The sequence below is a fragment of the Kineococcus rubinsiae genome (assembly GCF_011839805.1).
Taxonomy (GTDB): domain Bacteria; phylum Actinomycetota; class Actinomycetes; order Actinomycetales; family Kineococcaceae; genus Kineococcus; species Kineococcus rubinsiae.
Window position 1 is genome coordinate 50,079 of record NZ_VWPY01000017.1, and the last position, 17,686, is coordinate 67,764.

A 17,686-nucleotide genomic window follows, 5' to 3' on the forward strand; every position below is an offset into this window, starting at 1 on the left:
GGCCGCCGCCTGCTGTTCCCACCGGGGAGCCCGCCGGCGCCCCGGCCGCGGCCCTGAGGACGCCGGGAACGACGAAGGCCCGGACCGTGAGGTCCGGGCCTTCGTCTGGAGTAGCGGGGGCAGGATTTGAACCTGCGACCTCTGGGTTATGAGCCCAGCGAGCTACCGAGCTGCTCCACCCCGCGTCGCACCCAGAACGTTACGGGACGACGGCCGCCACACCAAATCGCGGGGACGGGTGCGCGCAGCCGGCTGGGCGGGGCTGGGAACGACGAAGGCCCGGACCGTGTGGTCCGGGCCTTCGCCATGGAGTAGCGGGGGCAGGATTTGAACCTGCGACCTCTGGGTTATGAGCCCAGCGAGCTACCGAGCTGCTCCACCCCGCGTCGCAACGACGACCTTACGCGACGCGGGGTGGAGCGCCAAATCCGTTCTCGGGCAGCCGGTGCTCAGGGCGTCGGCGTCGCCGAGGGGGTGGCGGCCGGGGTGGCGGCGGGGCTCGAGGACGGCGAGGCCGAGGGGCTCGCCGTCGGGGTCGTCCCGGCGGCGGCCTCCAGCCGCGTCTGGGCCTGGGTGGCCGCGGTCACGGCGTCGGAGAGCCGGGTCTGCGCCTGCCCGTACGCCGTGAAGTCGCCCGCCGCGAGGGCCGCGGCGGAGTCGGTGATCGCCTGCCGGGCCGTGGTCAGCGCCGCGTCCAGCTGCTGCTGGGCGGTCTGGTCGGCGGCCGGCGCGGTCGGGGAGGCCGACGGGGACGGGCTCGCCCCCGGGGTCGTCGACGGCGCGCCCTCGTCGCCCGCCGAGGCGCCCGACTCGCCCTGGAACACCTGGTTGAGCGCGTCGTCCAGGGTGTCGCCGATGCCGATCTGCTCGCCGAAGACGGCCACGACCTTCCGCAGCTGCGGGAAGGAGTTGTCGCCGGTGCTCTGCGCGTAGACGGGCTCCACGTAGAGCAGGCCGCCGCCGACGGGCAGCGTCAGCAGGTTGCCGTTGATGACCTTCGAGTTGGCGCCCAGCTGCAGCAGCCGGGTCGCCTCGGCGACCTGCGCGTTGGACTGGATGTTGTTCTGCACCTGCACGGGGCCCGGCACGGTGGAGGACTGCGGCAGCTCGAGCAGGCGGATCTTGCCGTAGTCGTCGTTCTTCCGGCCGGCCGTCGCCCCCGCGTTGGAGTTCACCGCGGCGAAGCCCGTGAGGATCTGGCTGCCCGAGCCGGTGGCGTTGCGCAGCGGCACGTAGTTCGTCGTGAGGCTGAACGACGACGTGCTCGTCCCCGGCATCTGCAGCGTCAGGTAGTACGGCGGCTGGGCCGGGGCCGCGACGCCCTCGGCGGTGTCCGTCGTGGGGTCGCCGGGCACGTCCCAGAAGTCCTGGCCGGTGAGGAAGGAGCTCGCGTCCGTCACGTGGTAGCGGGCGAGCACCTCGCGCTGGACCTTGAACATGTCCTGCGGGTAGCGCAGGTGGCTCATGAGGTCGCCGTCCACCTTCGACAGCGGCTCGACGGCCTGCGGGAAGGCCTTCATCCAGGCCTGCAGCACCGGGTCCTGGTCGTCCCACGCGTACAGGGTGACGGCGCCGGTGTAGGCGTCGACGGTGGCCTTGACCGAGTTCCGGACGTAGTTCACGGTCCGGTCCTGCAGGGCCTGCACGCTGTTCTGCGTCTGCGTCAGCGAGTCCTGCGTGACGTCGCCGAGCGCGGTCGTCGCCGAGTACGGGTAGGACGCGGACGTCGTGTACCCGTCCAGCAGCCAGAGGACCTTGCCGTCGACGACCGCCGGGTAGGCGTCGCCGTCCAGCGTCAGCCAGGGCGCGACCTTCTCGACGCGCTCGCGGGGCGTGCGGTCGTAGAGGATCTTCGACTGCGCGTTGACCGAGGACGACAGCAGGATGTTCTGGTCGCCGAACTTCAGCGCGTAGGCGGCCTTCTGCAGCAGGTTGCCGACGTCCACGCCGCCCCCACCGCCGTACGTGGTGGTCGCGTAGCCCTGGGCGCTGTTGTCCGGGTAGTCGATCTCGACCGGGCTCTTGGAGGCCGGGCCGCCGACGACGGAGTAGTCGGTCGTCTTCTCGCCGAAGTAGATCCGCGGCTCGTAGGCCCCGAGCTCCCCCGCGGACGGGATGTTGGACTCGAAGTAGCTGGGCCGGCCGTCCGGGGCCCGCGAGTTGCCGCGGGCCGCGACGACGCCGTAGCCGTGGGTGTAGACGGTGTGCTCGTTGACCCAGTTGCGCTGGGCCGGCCCCAGCCCGGCGAGGTTCAGCTCGCGGGCCGCGATGACCGTGTCCTGGCTCTTGCCCTCCAGGGCGTAGCGGTCGACGTCCAGGGTCTCGGGGAAGGCGTAGTAGTTGCGCTGGCCCTGCGTCTGCTGGAAGGCCGCGGACACGATCGAGGGGTCCAGCAGCCGGATGCCCGGGATCGTCTGGGCGTCGGCGCGCAGCTGGCCCTGCGTCACGGTCGTGTCGGCGACGTACTCGCTGACCTCGCTGTCCGCGACGTCGTAGGCGTCGCGCGTGGCGGTGATGTTCTTCTGCACGTAGGTCTGCTCCAGGGCCTGCCGGTTCGGCGTCACCTGGAAGCGCTGCACGGCCCACGGGTAGATGCCCCCGACGGCGATGGCGCTGACCACGAGCAGGGCGGTGCCGAGCCCGGGCAGGCGCCACGAGGCGCCGACCGCCGCGGCCACGAACAGGAAGGCCACCAGGACCGCGACGATCGCGAGGATCGCCTTGGCCGGCAACACCGCGTGCACGTCGGTGTAGCTGGGCCCGACGACGCCCTGGATGTTGATGTGCGTCGACGGCGACGTCATGAGCTCGTAGCGGTCCAGCCAGTAGCCGGCCCCGCGCAGCAGCAGGAACAGCGCGGCGAGGACGGCGAGGTGGATGCGCGCGGCGCGCGTGGTGCGGGGGCCGCCGCCGGACAGGCGCAGCCCGCCGTAGAGGTAGTGCGTGGCCAGCGCGGCGACGCCGCCGAGCACGACGGCCGCCGACAGGAAGCTCACGAGGAAGCCCACCCACGGCAGCGTGAAGACGTAGAAGCCGTTGTCCATCCCGAACTGCGCGTCCTTCGTGCCGAAGTCCACGCGGTTGAGGAAGAGCAGCAGCGTCTGCCACTGGCTCATCGCGACGGATCCGCCGAACAGGCCCGTCGCCACGGACAGCACGATCACCACGAGGCGGCGCAGCGGCTCCAGGGACTCGCGGTAGCGGTCCAGGCCGGCCTGTTCGTTGGAGATCGGCGCGTAGATCGGGCGGCTGCGGTAGCCGACGGTCAGCGACACCGCGACGGCCGCGGCCAGCAGCCCGCCGCCGACGGCGAACAGCGCGAGCTGCAGCCACAGCTTGGTCGTGAAGGTCTGGAGGAAGCCCAGCTGGTCGTACCACCAGACGTCGGTGACCACGCGGGCGGCGACGACGACGGCGACGAGGATGCCGGCCAGGACGAGCACGGTCGGCAGGAGTGCCCCGCGACGTCGCCGGCGCAGGACGGGCCGGGACGGCGGGCGCGAAGGGAAGCTCACGACTCAGCAACTTACAAGGGGTGCTCCGGGTGCCCACCAGGACGCATCGTGACCGTCTCGTTGCTCACACCGGGTCGGCCTCCGCGGGCGTGACAGCATGGGCGCCCGTGAGCGAGACCACCACGACCGACCCGCGGCCGACCCCGGACTCCGGGGGGCTCTGGCGCGCCGTCGCCGAGATCGAGCGCCACGTGGCCTCCGACGGCTGGGGCGCCCCCGTGCGCCTCTTCGCGCTCGTGCGCACCGCCGAGGCCCTGCGCCGCGACCCGTCCCTGGCCGACCGGCTGCCCGCCAACGTGGTCGACGACGCGCGCGCCGACCCCGGCCACCTCACCTCGGTGGAGCAGGAGGGCGTGCCCGAGGTCGGCGACCTCGACGACCTCCTCGGCCAGCTCGCCTGGCCCGCGGGCGTCGACGGCGCCGCCGTGGTCGTCGAGCGCATCCTCGTGCCGCCGGACGCCGAGGCCGAGGTGCGCGCCGCGGTCGGCTCCGAGGACGACCGGGCCCGCGCCAGCGCCCTGGCCGCCCACCCCGCCGCCGAGGACGTCCGCATCGCCGTCGGCGTGCTGCGCGACGGCCGACACGAGTGCGCGGTCCGGAGCCGGTCGAAGGACTCCGACGGCGAGGTCCGCACGGGCGCCGACCTCGTCCCGGGCCTGGTCAGCGCGCTGCAGGCGACGCTCGAGGACTGAGCGGGCGGGGCGTCAGCCGCAGGTCGCCAGGCCCGCGCCGCGGCCCGCGCCGATCGCCTCCACGGCCGTGCGCGCCCCGTCGAGGGTCTCGATCGGCACGACCGTGATGCCGGCGGGGGTCGCCCCGGCCACCTGCGGGCACTCCGCGGCGGGGGCCAGGAACCAGCGCGCCCCCTCGGCCCGGGCGCCGAGGACCTTCTGGCGCAGACCGCCGATGACGCCCACCGTGCCGTCGACGGCGATGGTCCCGGTGCCCGCGATGTGCTGCCCGCCCGTCATGGAGCCGGGCGTGAGCTCGTCGACGATGCCCAGCGCGAACATCGTCCCCGCGCTGGGGCCGCCGACGTCGTCGATGGCGATGTCGATGGAGAACGGGAACGTGTAGTCGACCTCGGGGGCGACCCCGAGGCGCGTGGCGCCCTCGACGGCGTAGGTCGTCGTCGACACGGTCCTCGCCTCCTCTCCGCGGCGGATCCCCAGCCGGACGTCGGCGTCCGGGGCGAGCGCCGTCACCGCGGCGCGCAGGGCCGCGAAGTCCGCGACGGTGCTCCCGTCCAGGGACGTGATGACGTCGCCGGGGCGCAGCACGTCGGCCGCGGGCGCGGCGGGGTCGACGGAGGCGACGCGCAGGGTGGTCGTGCTCGGGACCGGGATGCCCAGCTCGGTGAGCGCGGCGACCTTGGCGCTCTCCTGCGACCCCGTCATCTCGGCGCTGCTCTCCGCGTCGGCCTGCTGCTGCGTCTGCTCCGGCGGGAAGTACGCGGCGCGCGGCACGACGCTGACGTCGGGGTCGCGCCAGTCCACGAGCAGCTCCGGCAGGTCCATCTCCAGGCCCGGGCCGCCGCGCAGGGAGACGGTCGTGAAGTCCAGCTCGCCGTCGGTCGGGTAGGTCGGGGCGCCCGTGATGGTGATGAGGCCCTTCGACGCCGACGACGGGGCCGCGGTGACGTCGCGCACGGGGCCGGGGCTCAGCGCCACGTACGGCACGGGCAGCAGCGTGAGCAGGCACGCCAGCAGGACCGTGGTCACGGCGGAGGCGGCGAGCAGGACGTTGCGGGCCGCGACGGCCGGGTCGGCCGGTGCGCCGGTGGACGTGGCGGGCTCGGGCGTCCCGGAGGGTGCCCCGGGCGGTCCCGCCTCGGAGGCCCCCCGCTCGGACGGCCCCGTCGGCGTCGCTCGCTGCACCGCCCCACCGTAGGTCAGCCGACCGCACGCTCCGTCGCCGCGGCGGGTGGCGCCACCCGCGCGGACGCGGGGGTGTGGAACGCGGACCCCCGGCCGTTCGTCGGTCTGGACGCGGGGGGGCCAGAATGGAGGCGACCCCGGCAGAGCACTGGAGGAGCGACGTGGACCAGCGAGGCGACGACGGGCCCGAGGGCCCCGACGACGACCGGAACCACGAGGGCTCGCAGGACGAGGGCTCCGTGGACCGACCGGAGCGCGGTGGCCAGCCCGGCTTCCGCCCGTCCGGCACCCCCGGGCCGACCGGCGGGAGCTCCGGCTCCGGCAACCCGCTCGAGGACCTGCTCGGCCCGCTGTTCGCGGGCGGCGGCATCCCGGGCGGCGGCCTGCCCGGTGGCCTGCCCCCGGGCTTCGGGGCCGGCATCCCCGGCCTCGGCGAGGGCTTCGACCCGGCGATGATGGGCCAGGTCCTCGGGCAGCTGCAGAAGTTCCTGTCCAGCTCCGGCGACTCCCCCGTCAACTGGGAGGTCGCGCACGACGTGGCCCGCCAGGCCGCCGCGCAGGCCGGCGACGCGACGCCCGGGGCGGCCGACCGCCGCGCCGTCGACGACGCGCTGCACGTGGCCGATCTCTGGCTGGACGGCGTGACGGAGATGGACCAGCCGAGCGCGACCACCGAGTCGTGGAGCCGCGCCGAGTGGGTCGAGCGGACCATGCCGGTGTGGCGCCAGCTCGTCGAGCCCGTCGCCGCCAACGTCGCCACCGCCATGGCGGAGGCCATGACGCAGCAGGCGCCGCCGGAGATGGCCGCCATGCTCGGCTCGGCCGGGCAGATGCTGCGCCAGGTCGGCGGCGGCGTGTTCGGCATGCAGGTCGGCCAGGCCATCGGGACGCTCGCGGGCGAGGTGCTCAGCACCACCGACATCGGGCTGCCCCTGGCCCCCGCGGGCCACGCGGCCCTGCTGCCCGCCAACCTCGCGGCCTTCGCGGAGGGCCTCGAGGTGCCGCTGGACGAGGTGCGGCGCTACGTCGCGCTGCGCGAGGCCGCCCACCAGCGGCTGTTCGCGCACGTCCCGTGGCTGCGCTCGCACCTGCTGGGCACGGTGGAGAGCTTCGCCCGCGGCATCCGCGTCGACGGCGAGCGCATCGCCGAGGCCGCGAGCCAGGTCGACCCCGCCAACCCGGAGTCGCTGCAGGAGGCGCTGTCCTCCGGCATCTTCGAGCCCGAGAGCACGCCCGAGCAGAAGGCCGCGCTCGCCCGGCTGGAGACCGCGCTCGCGCTGGTCGAGGGCTGGGTCGACCACGTGGTCGACGAGGCCGCGGCCCGGGTCCTGCCCCACGCCGCGGCGCTGCGGGAGACCGTCCGCCGCCGCCGGGCCACAGGTGGCCCGGCCGAGCACGCCTTCGCGGTGCTCGTGGGCCTGGAGCTGCGCCCGCGCCGCGCCCGCGAGGCGGCCGCGCTGTGGGAGCTGCTGGAGCAGCGGGCCGGGGCCGCGGGCCGCGACGCCGTCTGGGACCACCCGGACCTGCTGCCGACGGCCGCGGACCTCGACGACCCGGCGGCCTTCGCCGACCGGCGCACGGGTGCCGCGGTGGGCGGGCAGCCCGCCGACGACGACATCGACGCCGCCCTGCGGCAGCTGCTGGACGACGACGGCCCCCGCGGTGACGGGACGGGCGACACCCCGGACGGACCGCCGCAGGCCTGAGACGGGGCCGACGGGGCGCGCGGCTCAGCCGGTCGCGCGCCCCCGGCGCCCCACCACGACCGTCTCCGCCGTCGCGTCGTGGCGGGCCAGGGCCGCCACCGGCGGGTCGTCCTCCTCGAGGAGGTCGTCGAGACCCTCGCCGCTGTCCGGGCGGCCCGCCGCGAAGTCCATCCCGGCGAGGAACCCCCGTGCCCGCTCGGTGCGGGGGTAGGCCTCCAGCAGCGCCCAGAAGTGCCGGCTGTGGGTCGGCACGAGCAGGTGCGCGAGCTCGTGGACCAGGACGTAGTCCAGGACCCAGCCGGGCATCCCCTGCAGCCGGGTCGACAGCCGGATGCTCGCGTCGGCGGGCGTGCAGGAACCCCACCGGTTCAGCTGGTTCTCGACCCACACCACGCTGGACGGCTGCGCCAGGTCGGCCAGGTAGCGCCGCGACAGCTCCTGCGCGCGCTGCAGCAGGACGTCCTCGTCCGGGTTGCGGCGGCGGTCGGCGGCCTCGAGCCGCGCCACCATCCGCTCGACCCAGTCGCGCTCCTCGGCGGGCGTGAAGAGGGCAGGGATGAGGACGACGGTGCGCTCACCGTCGCGGTAGGCAGACACCGTGCGGGTGCGACGGCGGCTGCGACGCACCTCCACGCCGTCCACCCCCGGCAGGGTACTCGTCACGCCCTCGTTCGAGGAGGGCTTTCCCACACCCGGTGACCACGCCGGAGCGCTCCGCTGCCCCGGTGCGCCCGGACGCGCGTCCGGGCGCCGGCCCGCGCGCGCCGACGGGCCGCTCACGCGCGTTGAGGGCACCATGGCGCGCAAGGGCCACCGGACGGACCGGGGCGTCAGGACTTCAGGAGGAACGATGGCCGACACGTACCAGGGCGAGTTCTACTGCGTGAAGTGCAAGGAGAAGCGCGAGGCCGAGGGCGACATCGTCGAGACGAACGGCCGCCGCATGGCGAAGGGCAAGTGCCCCGTGTGCGGCACGAACCTCAACCGCATCCTCGGCAAGGCCTCTTGACCCACCCGGCGAGAGCCGACCTCGTGCCGCTGGCCGCGACCCCCTCCGGGTTCGCGGCCAGCGGCACGTCCGGCCGGTGCTCGGGTGCGGGCGCCGGGGGCAGGAGCCGTGCGACCTGTGGACGGCGCAGCCTGTGGACGGCGGCGGGAGTGGCGGCCCGCACTGCGTGAGGGTGGGCGCATGGCCGCTCCCGACCTCTCGCTCACCGGTGTCCCGCTGGCCGTCCGCCCCGGACGGCGCCTGCAGGTGGGGTCGTCGCCGCGCTCCGGCAGCGTGGTCGGCCCGCTGGAGCGCGACGAGGTCGAGGCGCTGCTCGCCCTGGCGGTGCACGGGCCCACCAGCGCGACCGCGGCCGGGGCCCGCCGCGCGGCGGCGCTGCTGCGGGAGCTCACCGTGTCGGGGGCCGTGCTGCCGGGCCGGCTCGCGGCCGGCGTGCGGCGGCTGAGCCCGGGACCGACGAGCCGGTGGGTGCCCGACGCGGTGGCCTGGGCCGCCTACGACCCGGACGGGCCACCGGGCCCCGAGCGGCTGGCCGCCCGCCGGCGGCGCCGGGTCGCGGTGGTCGGGGCCGGGCGCACGGGCGCGGGCCTGGCCGCCGTGCTGTCCGCCGCCGGGATCGGCCGCGTCGTCGCGGAGGACGGCCGGCTCGTCGCGGAGGCCGACGTCTCCCCCGCGGGACTGCGCGCCGAGCACGTGGGCAGCCGCCGCGGGAGCGCGGCGGAGCAGGTCGCCGCGGAGGTGGCGGTGCCGCACCCGGTGCGACGCCCCGGGCGCCGGGCGGCACGCGAGGACGACGGTCCCGGCCGGGACGGGCCGGCCGACCTCGTCGTCCTCGTCGACCACCACGCCGCCCGCTCGGCGAGCGCGCAGCAGCTGCTCGCCCAGGACGTCCCCCACCTGTCGGTGGTGGTGCGCGACACCGACGCGGTGGTCGGGCCGCTCGTGCTGCCCGGGCGCACGGCGTGCCTGCGGTGCCTGGACCTGCACCGCACCGACGCCGACCCGGGGTGGCCGCTGGCCCTCGACCAGCTGTCCACCGCCGCCCTCTCCCCCACCGCGGCCGGCACGGCTCACGAGGAGACGGCGACGGCCACGCTGCTGGCCGGGCTCGTCGCCCTGCAGGTGCTGGCGCACCTGGACGGGCTCACCCCCCTCGCCCGCGGCGCGACGCTGGAGGTGCTGCTGCCCGAGGGCGTGGTGCAGGTGCGGCGGTGGCTCCCGCACCCGGAGTGCGGGTGCGTCGACCTGCCGCTGCCCGGGACCGCGGCCGGCTGAGGAACCCCCCGGCCGGCCGCGGCCCGTGAGCGGGGCCGGCGGTTCCCGCCCTCAGGCGGGGACCAGCGCCAGCTGCTCGGCCCGCTCGGCCAGGCGCTCGGCCCGCCGGGCGGCGACCTCGGCCTGGCGCCGGGCGCGCAGGGCCCGGGCCCGGCGCACGCGGTCAGCGGTGCGCAGGCCCTCCACGAGGCGCTCGCGGACGAGCGCCTCCTCGACGTACGACATCTCGATCTCCTCGGATCGCCCGGCCGGCCTCGGCCGGTGCGGGTGCTGGTGTTCGGCAGGGCGCGTCACCCGGCCGGCCGACGGTCTCGGCGGCCGGTCCGGGGACGCGGAGGAACCCCGGCCGCGGCCCCCGGCGGTGCGGGGGGCGACGGCGTGGTCCCGGGAGGTTCCCGTGCGGGTCCCTCGTCGTGGTCCCCCTCACGGGGTTCCGGTGCTGGTGGTGCTCGTGGTGCGGTCGGTGCTGGTGCGCTCGGTGCTGGTGCGGCCGGGGCTGGTTCGGCCGGGCTGCGGAGGCCCGGTCAGGCCGCGACGGGGTGCTTGCGCGGGCGTCCGCGGGGACGCTTGCGCGCGACGACCGTCCCGCCCAGGACGAGCTGGCCGCCCCAGACGCCCCAGGGCTCGTTCCGCTCGAGAGCGCCTGCGAGGCAGGCGGTCGCGAGCGGACACCCGGTGCAGAGCGACTTGGCGAGCTCGACGTCCTCGGGCGACTCGGCGAACCAGAGCTCGGCGTCGAAGCGGCGGCACGCCAGGTTCCCCAGCGTCTCCTCGTCCAGTGCCTGGTGGCGCGTCACGTCGCCTCCCTCCTCGCGGTGCGTGGTGCTGGTGTTCACGGTGGTTCCCTGGTCCGGGGAGTTCCGGCCGGCATCGCCGTGCGTGCGGAACTCCTGCGTCTGGCGGTGGGCGGGCCGGTCGCTCGTCGTCGTCATCTCTGGTGCATCTCTCGCGTGGGGTGGAACTTCCGGGAGAGAGCCCGCAGACGCAGAGAGGCCGCGGACCCGGTGTTCGGGATCCGCGGCCTGGGAGACCGGTCGCTGCTGCTAGACCGGTGGTGCCAGGTTCGTGGTCCCCGAGGACGGGAGGGTGGTGGAGTCGAAGCCGGTGACGGCACGACGGGCGCCCGGCAGCGGACGCACTCCACCCGTGGAGTGACCGGAGGTGGTCGCGGGGATGCGCTCCCGCAGGCAGGAGGCCGGGGCCGCGACGACGACACCGGTCGAGATCTCGTTGCTGTCCATCGTGGCTGCCCCCTTCCTGCGTTCGCCGCGCGGTGCCCGTGTGCACCGCCCGTGGGCGTGCTCCGACTGTAGGGCTACCCGGCCCGGGGCGACAACGCCTTTTACGGCGCGTTCTCCAGCGGGTTGCCGGGCGGAGGGGGTGGTGGGGGCGGAGTCGTTGCGCGGCAACGACTCCGGCCCCGGTCCGAGGGGTCGGGGCGGGACGTCAGGCGGAGGTCAGGAGCGCCAGGACGTCCTGGCCCCACTTCTCCAGCTTGGTCGGGCCCACGCCCGAGATCTTCGCCAGCGCGTCCACGTCGGTGGGCATCGTCTCGGCGATCGCCGTCAGGGTGGCGTCGGTGAACACCACGTAGGCGGGCACGGAGTCCTCCCGTGCGACGCCGGAGCGCCACTCCCGCAACCGGTCGAAGACCGCCTCGTCGAACGTCGAGGGGCACGTCGAGCAGCGGCCGAGCTTCCGCTCCGCCCCCGCGGCGAGCAGGTTCCCGCACGTGCGGCACTTGGCCGGCCCAGCGGAGGCCTTGCGCGCCCCGCCCGAGGGCCGCTGCCGCCCGGCCCCGCCCGCGCCGGCGGCCTGCGGCCGCACGGTGTCGAGGAAGCGCGACGGCTTGCGGCTGGCGCGGCCACCGGGCGTCCGGGCGTTGGCCCACGACACGTGCAGGCCCTCCCGGGCCCGGGTCACCCCGACGTAGAGGAGCCGCCGCTCCTCCTCCACGTCGTCCGGGGTCTCAGCGAAGCTGATGGGCAGCAGGCCCTCGCACACGCCGATGAGGTGCACGACGTCCCACTCCAGGCCCTTGGCCGCGTGCAGCGACGCCAGGGTCACGCCGTCGACCGTGGGGGCGTGCTGGGCCGAGGCCCGCTCCTCCAGCTCGGCGACGAGCTCCGGCAGGCCCGCGTCGGGGCGCTTGTCCGCGAGCTCGTCGGCGAGGACGACCAGCGCCTGCAGCGACTCCCAGCGCTCGCGGACCTGACCCGCGGCCGTCGGCGACTTCTCGGTCCAGCCCGCCGAGGACAGCACGGCCCGCACCTCCCCGCCCAGCTCAGCGCCGGGCAGCGCGGAGCGCGCCGCACCCCGCAGCAGGACGATCGCGTCGCGGACCTCGCGGCGGGAGAAGAACCGCTCCCCGCCGCGCACGACGTAGCCGACGCCCGCGTCCGCGAGCGCCGCCTCCATCGCCTGGCTCTGGCCGTTGGTGCGGAACAGCACCGCGACGTCCTTGGCCGAGCGCCCGGCCCGGACCTCCGCGGCGATGCGGGCCGCGACGCCCGAGGCCTCCGCGACGTCGTCGTCGTAGGCGGTGAAGGTGGGCGCCGGGCCGGACGGCCGCTGCGCGATGAGCTCGAGGCGGGCGCGCGCGTGCTTGCCGGTGGCCTGCGAGAGCACGGCGTTGGCGAAGCCGACGACCTCGGGGGTGGAGCGGTAGTCGCGCACGAGGCGCACCACGGTCGTGCCGGGGTGGCGCTGCGGGAACTCGAGCAGGTGCTCCGGCGTCGCGCCCGCGAAGGAGTAGATGGTCTGGCTGGCGTCGCCGACCACGCAGAGGTCCTGGCGGTCCCCGCGCCACAGGTCCAGCAGCCGCTGCTGCAGCGGCGAGACGTCCTGGTACTCGTCGACCACGAAGTGCCGGTACTGCTCGCGGACCGTCGCCGCGACGTCGGGGCGCTCGTCGAGGATGCCCGCGGTCAGCAGGAGGACGTCCTCGAAGTCGATGACCCCGCGGTCGGTCTTGACGTCCTCGTAGGTGCGGATGAGGCGCGCGACGGTGGCGAGGTCCAGCCCGCCCGGGTCGCCGCGGCCGGCCTTGGCGGCCACCCGGACGTAGTCGTCGACGTCGACGAGCATGACCTTCGCCCACTCGACCTCGGCGGACAGGTCGCGGACGCGGGCGCGGTCGGCCGACAGGCGCAGGCGGTTGCAGGCGTCGGCGACCAGGGGCGCCTTGTGCTCGGCCAGGTGCGGGAGGCTCCCGCCGACGGCCTGCGGCCAGAAGAACTGCAGCTGGCGCAGCGCGGCCGCGTGGAAGGTCCGGGCCTGCACGCCGGCGACGCCGAGGTCGCGCAGCCGGGTACGCATCTCCCCCGCCGCGCGCGCCGTGAAGGTGACGGCGAGGACGCGGTTGGGCACGTAGGCGCCCGAGTGCACGCCGTAGGCGATGCGGTGGGTGATCGCGCGCGTCTTGCCCGTGCCCGCGCCGGCGAGGACGCAGACGGGGCCGTCGAGCGTCGTGGCGACCTGGCGCTGCTCCGGGTCGAGACCCGCGAGCACGGAGTCCGCGGACGGGGCGGTGAGGGGTGCGGCAGTCATGACGGGGCCCATCCTCTCAACCCCGCGGCGCTGCTCCGCGCAGGCACGGCGCGCCGCTGTGGACACGCCCGCCGTCCCCAGGCCCGCGACGCGGGGCGAGCCCACGGGGAAGAGCGGCGCGCGCCGCGGGGTTGGAGGGAGTGAACGCGTCGGGACCGGCCCGGCGGAGCGAGGAGAGGGCACCATGCAGGCACCTGCTGCGGGCAGCGTCACGATGTTCACCACCACGTGGTGCGGGTACTGCCGCCGCCTGAAGTCGCAGATGGACCGCGAGGGCATCTCCTACTCCGAGGTCAACATCGAGGAGGTCCCGGACGCGGCCGACTTCGTCATGCGGGTCAACGGCGGCAACCAGACCGTCCCGACCCTGCTCTTCCCGGACGGCTCCGCCGCGACGAACCCGTCGGTCGCGGACGTCAAGGCCCGCCTCGCCGCCTGACGGCGAGCCCACGCGACACGGCAGCCTCCTGAGCGCAGCGGCCCTCTGAGCGCCACGTACCGGCCCACCGGCCCCGAGCAGTTCGCGGACCGGTGGGCCGTCGACGTCCCGGCCGGGGCGCGCGTCGGGGTCGACGGCGCCGTGGACGCGGACACGAGCGCCTACGCGGGCCTGCTGGCCGACGCCCTGCGCCGGCGGGCCCGCCCCGTCCTGCAGGCCGACTGGACCGGCTTCTGGCGGCCCCGCTCGCTGCGCTACGAGTTCGGCCGCGACGACCCGGACGCCTTCCACGACGGCTGGCTCGACGTCTCGGGCCTGCACCGCGAGGTCCTCGACCCGCTGGGTGCGCCCTCGGGACGCTGGTGGGTGCCGTCGCTGCACGACCCGGCGACCGACCGCGCCTCGCGCGCCGCCCGCGAGGACGTGCCCGACGAGGCCGTCCTGGTCCTGTCCGGGCCCTTCCTCCTGCGCGACGACGTCCGCTCCGGCCTCGACCTCGTCGTGCACCTCACGACGTCGGACGCCGCCGTGCGTCGCCGCACGCCCGAGCCGGACGTGGCCCGCGTCCTCGGCGGGTGGCACCGCTACCTCGCGGAGTCCGACCCCGTGGCCCGTGCGGACGCCGTCCTGCGCTGCGAGGACCCGAAGCACCCGGCCGAGCTGCTGCGCTGAGCGCGCCCGGCCGGGCGGCCCGGAGACGTCAGGCCCAGGGCTGCTCGTCCGGCACGGGCAGCGGGCCGCCGAACCAGGCCTCGATGAGCTTGCGGGAGATCGACACCGACGGCGGCGGCAGCACCGCACCCGTCTGCACGGCCTCGGCGAGCTCCTCGCGGCTGAACCACCGCGCCAGGGCGATCTCGTCGCCGTCGACGAGGATGTCCGTCGTCACCGCGCGCGCCGTGAAACCCACCATGATCGAGGCCGGGAACGGCCACGGCTGGCTGCCCAGGTAGCGCACGTCGTCGTCGCCGGGCCCGACGAGGATGCCGGCCTCCTCGAACACCTCGCGGCGCACGGTGTCCTCGAAGGACTCCCCCGGCTCCACGAAGCCCGCGAGGATCGAGTACCGGTTGGCCGGCCAGATCGGCTGGTGGCCGAGCAGCAGCCGGTCCTGCGGGTCGACGACGGCCATGATGACGGCGGCGTCGGTGCGCGGGAAGTGCTCGCGCGCACCGGGTTCGGCGCGGACCCAGCCCGCCGTGGTCGTCTCCAGGCGCTCCCCGGTGCGCGGGGAGAACCGCGTCACGGCGTGCCAGTTGCCCATCGCGAGCGCCTCGGTGAACAGGCGCGCGTCGAGGTCGGGCAGCGCGGTGCCGACCTCGCGCAGGCCGCGCCACTCCTCGTCGCCCGCGGAGCCGTCGGCCACCTCGGGCTCGGACTCGGAGGAGACCACGGCGACGTGCTCGACGCCGTCGGCCGAGCCCAGGTACAGCGTCAGGTCGTCGGGCCCGGGCGCCGGCACGTCGGCCGGGGACTGCAGGACGAGCTGCCACCCCCCGCGGCGGGGCACGACCGGCGCGCGGCCGGAGTGCACCCGCAGGACGCGGGTGCGGGGGTCGGCCCAGAGGCCGTCCAGGAGGCCGGCGGTGGTGCGGCGGGCGCCGGCCCGGTCCAGCGACGACGGGCGGGCGAGGGCCAGGTCCGCGAGCGGGCCGCTCGCGAGCTGCACCTCGTTCGGCTCCGGGAGGGACGGCGGGCCGGGGACGTCGGCGGGGCGGGAAGTCACGAGCGCACTGTAGGCAGCGGCCACGGGGAGTACCCGTCGGCGGTGTCCCGCGACCGGTACGCGGCGTTCGGCCCGCGGCGCCCTACCGTGGGGCCGTGCCCGTCCGCTCGCCGCGCGTCCTCGCCGCCCTCGCCACCGCTGCCGTCCCCGGGATGGACGTCGTCGCCGCCGGACGCGGCGACGCCGACGGCGCGGACTTCGACGTGGCCCTCGTGCAGGACGGGCAGTCGCGACGCTTCGTCGTCCGCTCCCCGCGCCGCCCCGCCGCGGCCGCGGCGCTGGACACCGAGATCGGGCTGCTCACCGGGCTGCAGGGGCTGCTGCCGTTCGCGGTCCCGGAGCCCGTCGGGACGCTCACGCTGCCCGAGGGCGGCCGGTGCCTGGTGCACCGCGAGCTGCCCGGCACCCCCGTGCACCCCGAGGACCTGCGCCCCGGGCCGGGGCTCGCGGCCTCGATCGGGGCGGGCCTCGCCGCGCTGCACCGCGTCGACGTGGCCGTCTTCGCCGACGCGGGCGTCCCCGTCTACGACGCCGAGGAGTACCGCCGCCGGCGGCTGTCGGAGCTCGACCGCGCCGCCGCGACCGGGCACGTGCCGCCCCGGCTGCTCACCCGCTGGGAGGCGCTCATGGAGGACGTGGCGCGCTGGCGCTTCGCGGCCACCCCCGTGCACGGCGACCTCGTGGGCGACCACGTCCGCACCGACGGCAGCCGCCTGACCGGCGTCACGGGCTGGGTCGACGCCAAGGTGGCCGACCCCGCGGACGACTTCGCGTGGCTCGCCGTGGGTGCCGAGCCGGAGGCGCTGGAGTCGGTCGTCGAGGCCTACTCCCACGCCCGCCACGAGCCCGCCGACGCCGACCTCGTCGTCCGCGCCCGCCTGGCCGGGGAGCTCGCGCTGGCGCGGTGGCTGCTGCTTGGCCTGCGCACCGAGGACGCCGACATCGTCGAGGACGCGCGCCGGATGCTGGACGACCTGGACTCCCACGCCGACGCCGTCCCCCTGGACTCCTGATCCCCGCCGACGGCCCCCCGCGCCCGGTGCGCCTGCGCCTCGCCACGGTGAACGCGGCCTCGGGCCGCGACCTGCGCGACGGGAAGCTCTCCAGCGACCGGATGGCCGCGGCCGTCGCGGGCCTCGGCGCCGACGTCGTCGCCGTCCAGGAGGTCGACCACCTCCTGCCGCGCTCGGGCGGCACCGACCAGGCCGCCCTCGTCGCCGCGGCGTGCGCCGCCGGCGGCCCCGCGTGGCAGCACCGCTTCGCCGCCGCCGTGCACGGCACCCCCGGCTCGCGCGACACCTTCCGCACGGCGGAGCGGACGCTCGCGACCGAGCCGTCCTACGGGATCGCCCTGGCCACCCGCTTCCCCGTCCTGCAGTGGCACGAGCTGCGGATGGCGCCCGCGCGCGCCCAGCTGCCCGTCGTGCTCCCCGCGGGTGCGCCGCAGCGGGTGCTGTGGGTGCCGGACGAGCAGCGCGTCGCCCTCGCCGCGGTCGTGCAGACCCCCGCCGGCGCGCTGACCGTGATCAGCACCCACCTGTCCTTCTCCCCGGCCCGGGCGGTCGTGCAGCTGCGCCAGCTGAAGGCGTGGTCGCAGTCGCTGCCCCGGCCGCTCGTGCTGATGGGCGACCTGAACCTGCCGGGGCCGCTCGCGCCCCGGACGTCGGGGTGGACGTCGCTGGTGCGGGCGAAGACCTTCCCCTCCCCCGCGCCCCGCGTCCAGCTCGACCACGTGCTGGCCGACGCGCTGCACTGGCAGGTCACCGACGCCCGCTCCGAGCGCGTCGGGGGCAGCGACCACCGGGCCCTCGTGGTCGACCTCGCCCTGCCGCTGGTCGGGGAGGCCGTCACCGGCTGAGCCCGCCGCTCAGCGCGTCTCCACCGCCTCGGGCACCGAGGTGACGAGCGCCTCCAGCTCCGCGACCCCCAGCAGGTCGACGGGCCGGACCGTCTCACCCGTCGAGGCGTAGAAGAACGCCGCGCTGACGTCCTCCAGCGGCACGCCCCGCCACCGCGACCACGCGAGGCGGTAGACGGCGAGCTGGACGTCGCGGGCGCGGCGGCCCGCGCCCGTCGGCGGCCGGCCCGTCTTCCAGTCCACGACGTCCCAGACCTCGCGGCCCTCGGGCGTGCGCATCCGGAACACCGCGTCGATGCGGCCGCGCACGACGAGTCCCGCGACCGGGGTCTCGACCGAGACCTCGACCGCCACCGGGTCGCGTCGCGCCCACTCCGAGGCCAGGTACGCCTCCTGCAGCGCCGCCAGCTCCCGGTCGTCGGCCGCGTCGTCGTCGGCCGCACCGGGCACGTCGACGAGGTCGAGCAGCGAGCTGGCCGTGAAGCGCTGCTCCAGCCACGCGTGGAACGCCGTGCCCCGCCGGGTCGCGGGCCGCGGCGGCAGCGGCACGGGGCGGCGCAGCTGCAGCGCCAGGGCGTCCGGGTCCTCCGCGAGCGCCACGAGCCGCGAGGCGGACAGGTGCGCGGGCAGCAGGACGCCCGGCGCGGTGCGGGCCGCGGCCCGCTCGGCCAGCAGCAGCCGCGCCTGCTCGGCCCAGCCCTCGGCCTCCGCACCCAGCGGCGACGGCTCGAC

The 17,686-nt window shown here is 76.1% G+C and carries 17 protein-coding genes and 2 tRNA genes; 8 read left to right on the forward strand and 11 right to left on the reverse strand.

What is annotated here, in order from left to right; translation table 11 throughout:
- Nucleotides 1–111: 111 nt before the first annotated feature.
- From F1544_RS10780 to F1544_RS10790, 3 genes are all read right to left on the reverse strand, one after another.
- Nucleotides 112–185, reverse strand: a tRNA-Met gene (locus F1544_RS10780).
- A gap of 127 nt (nucleotides 186–312) precedes the next feature.
- Nucleotides 313–386, reverse strand: a tRNA-Met gene (locus F1544_RS10785).
- A gap of 63 nt (nucleotides 387–449) precedes the next feature.
- Complete coding sequence (locus F1544_RS10790; protein WP_167585111.1) at nucleotides 450–3,515, reverse strand: UPF0182 family membrane protein; 3,066 nt, start codon at nucleotides 3,513–3,515, stop codon at nucleotides 450–452.
- 107 nt (nucleotides 3,516–3,622) lie between these two features.
- Between F1544_RS10790 and F1544_RS10795 the strand changes: the two genes are divergently transcribed.
- Nucleotides 3,623–4,207, forward strand: coding sequence for a PPA1309 family protein (locus F1544_RS10795; protein WP_167585113.1), 585 nt, complete (start codon nucleotides 3,623–3,625; stop codon nucleotides 4,205–4,207).
- 12 nt (nucleotides 4,208–4,219) lie between these two features.
- Here F1544_RS10795 and F1544_RS24335 read toward each other — a convergent pair whose 3' ends face one another.
- Nucleotides 4,220–5,392, reverse strand: a complete 1,173-nt coding sequence (locus tag F1544_RS24335) for a YlbL family protein (RefSeq protein WP_167585115.1) — start codon at nucleotides 5,390–5,392, stop codon at nucleotides 4,220–4,222.
- 161 nt (nucleotides 5,393–5,553) lie between these two features.
- Between F1544_RS24335 and F1544_RS10805 the strand changes: the two genes are divergently transcribed.
- Complete coding sequence (locus tag F1544_RS10805) at nucleotides 5,554–7,098, forward strand: zinc-dependent metalloprotease (protein ID WP_308470003.1); 1,545 nt, start codon at nucleotides 5,554–5,556, stop codon at nucleotides 7,096–7,098.
- Nucleotides 7,099–7,122: 24 nt separating this feature from the next.
- Here F1544_RS10805 and F1544_RS25840 read toward each other — a convergent pair whose 3' ends face one another.
- Nucleotides 7,123–7,896: a M48 metallopeptidase family protein gene (locus F1544_RS25840; RefSeq protein WP_167585119.1), complete on the reverse strand. Its 774-nt coding sequence runs from the start codon at nucleotides 7,894–7,896 to the stop codon at nucleotides 7,123–7,125.
- A gap of 52 nt (nucleotides 7,897–7,948) precedes the next feature.
- On the opposite strand from F1544_RS25840, the gene F1544_RS10815 reads away from it, so the two are divergent.
- Both F1544_RS10815 and F1544_RS10820 read left to right on the forward strand, forming a co-directional pair.
- Complete coding sequence (locus F1544_RS10815; protein ID WP_166608498.1) at nucleotides 7,949–8,107, forward strand: DUF5679 domain-containing protein; 159 nt, start codon at nucleotides 7,949–7,951, stop codon at nucleotides 8,105–8,107.
- 180 nt (nucleotides 8,108–8,287) lie between these two features.
- Nucleotides 8,288–9,382 carry a ThiF family adenylyltransferase gene (locus tag F1544_RS10820; protein ID WP_167585121.1) on the forward strand — a complete coding sequence of 365 codons (1,095 nt, stop codon included), beginning with the start codon at nucleotides 8,288–8,290 and terminating at the stop codon, nucleotides 9,380–9,382.
- Nucleotides 9,383–9,433: 51 nt separating this feature from the next.
- Here the strand turns inward: F1544_RS10820 and F1544_RS10825 are convergent, their stop codons facing one another.
- The 4 genes from F1544_RS10825 to F1544_RS10840 form a co-directional block, all read right to left on the reverse strand.
- Nucleotides 9,434–9,607: a hypothetical protein gene (locus F1544_RS10825; protein ID WP_167585123.1), complete on the reverse strand. Its 174-nt coding sequence runs from the start codon at nucleotides 9,605–9,607 to the stop codon at nucleotides 9,434–9,436.
- Nucleotides 9,608–9,906: 299 nt separating this feature from the next.
- Complete coding sequence (locus tag F1544_RS25375; RefSeq protein ID WP_167585125.1) at nucleotides 9,907–10,314, reverse strand: WhiB family transcriptional regulator; 408 nt, start codon at nucleotides 10,312–10,314, stop codon at nucleotides 9,907–9,909.
- Nucleotides 10,315–10,425: 111 nt separating this feature from the next.
- Nucleotides 10,426–10,623, reverse strand: coding sequence for a hypothetical protein (locus F1544_RS10835; RefSeq protein WP_167585127.1), 198 nt, complete (start codon nucleotides 10,621–10,623; stop codon nucleotides 10,426–10,428).
- A gap of 205 nt (nucleotides 10,624–10,828) precedes the next feature.
- Complete coding sequence (locus F1544_RS10840; RefSeq protein ID WP_167585129.1) at nucleotides 10,829–12,931, reverse strand: ATP-dependent DNA helicase UvrD2; 2,103 nt, start codon at nucleotides 12,929–12,931, stop codon at nucleotides 10,829–10,831.
- A gap of 184 nt (nucleotides 12,932–13,115) precedes the next feature.
- On the opposite strand from F1544_RS10840, the gene F1544_RS10845 reads away from it, so the two are divergent.
- Nucleotides 13,116–13,370 (forward strand): mycoredoxin, encoded by a 255-nt coding sequence (locus F1544_RS10845; protein ID WP_167585131.1) that lies wholly within the window; start codon nucleotides 13,116–13,118, stop codon nucleotides 13,368–13,370.
- 141 nt (nucleotides 13,371–13,511) lie between these two features.
- The gene (locus tag F1544_RS10850; protein WP_167585133.1) at nucleotides 13,512–14,042 is read left to right on the forward strand and encodes a nucleoside/nucleotide kinase family protein; all 531 of its coding nucleotides are present in this window, start codon (nucleotides 13,512–13,514) and stop codon (nucleotides 14,040–14,042) included.
- Nucleotides 14,043–14,070: 28 nt separating this feature from the next.
- Here the strand turns inward: F1544_RS10850 and nudC are convergent, their stop codons facing one another.
- A complete protein-coding gene (nudC, locus tag F1544_RS10855) occupies nucleotides 14,071–15,096 on the reverse strand; it encodes an NAD(+) diphosphatase (protein WP_208971663.1) in 1,026 nt (341 codons plus the stop codon).
- A gap of 95 nt (nucleotides 15,097–15,191) precedes the next feature.
- Between nudC and F1544_RS10860 the strand changes: the two genes are divergently transcribed.
- Both F1544_RS10860 and F1544_RS10865 read left to right on the forward strand, forming a co-directional pair.
- Nucleotides 15,192–16,109 (forward strand): phosphotransferase, encoded by a 918-nt coding sequence (locus tag F1544_RS10860; protein ID WP_167585135.1) that lies wholly within the window; start codon nucleotides 15,192–15,194, stop codon nucleotides 16,107–16,109.
- Nucleotides 16,110–16,135: 26 nt separating this feature from the next.
- Nucleotides 16,136–16,954, forward strand: a complete 819-nt coding sequence (locus F1544_RS10865) for an endonuclease/exonuclease/phosphatase family protein (RefSeq protein ID WP_167585137.1) — start codon at nucleotides 16,136–16,138, stop codon at nucleotides 16,952–16,954.
- A gap of 9 nt (nucleotides 16,955–16,963) precedes the next feature.
- On the opposite strand, the gene F1544_RS10870 is transcribed toward F1544_RS10865, so the two are convergent.
- The coding region (locus tag F1544_RS10870) for a PD-(D/E)XK nuclease family protein (RefSeq protein ID WP_167585139.1) at nucleotides 16,964–17,686 on the reverse strand (723 nt) is incomplete at its 5' end.

Coding starts and splice junctions, on each gene's coding strand:
- F1544_RS10815 (WP_166608498.1), top strand. CDS start 7,949: ATGGCCGACACGTACCAGGGCGAGTTCTACTGCGTGAAGTGCAAGGAG.
- F1544_RS10845 (WP_167585131.1), top strand. CDS start 13,116: ATGCAGGCACCTGCTGCGGGCAGCGTCACGATGTTCACCACCACGTGG.
- F1544_RS10825 (WP_167585123.1), bottom strand. CDS start 9,607: ATGTCGTACGTCGAGGAGGCGCTCGTCCGCGAGCGCCTCGTGGAGGGC.
- F1544_RS10840 (WP_167585129.1), bottom strand. CDS start 12,931: ATGACTGCCGCACCCCTCACCGCCCCGTCCGCGGACTCCGTGCTCGCG.
- F1544_RS25840 (WP_167585119.1), bottom strand. CDS start 7,896: ATGGTGCCCTCAACGCGCGTGAGCGGCCCGTCGGCGCGCGCGGGCCGG.
- F1544_RS25375 (WP_167585125.1), bottom strand. CDS start 10,314: ATGACGACGACGAGCGACCGGCCCGCCCACCGCCAGACGCAGGAGTTC.
- F1544_RS10820 (WP_167585121.1), top strand. CDS start 8,288: ATGGCCGCTCCCGACCTCTCGCTCACCGGTGTCCCGCTGGCCGTCCGC.
- F1544_RS10835 (WP_167585127.1), bottom strand. CDS start 10,623: ATGGACAGCAACGAGATCTCGACCGGTGTCGTCGTCGCGGCCCCGGCC.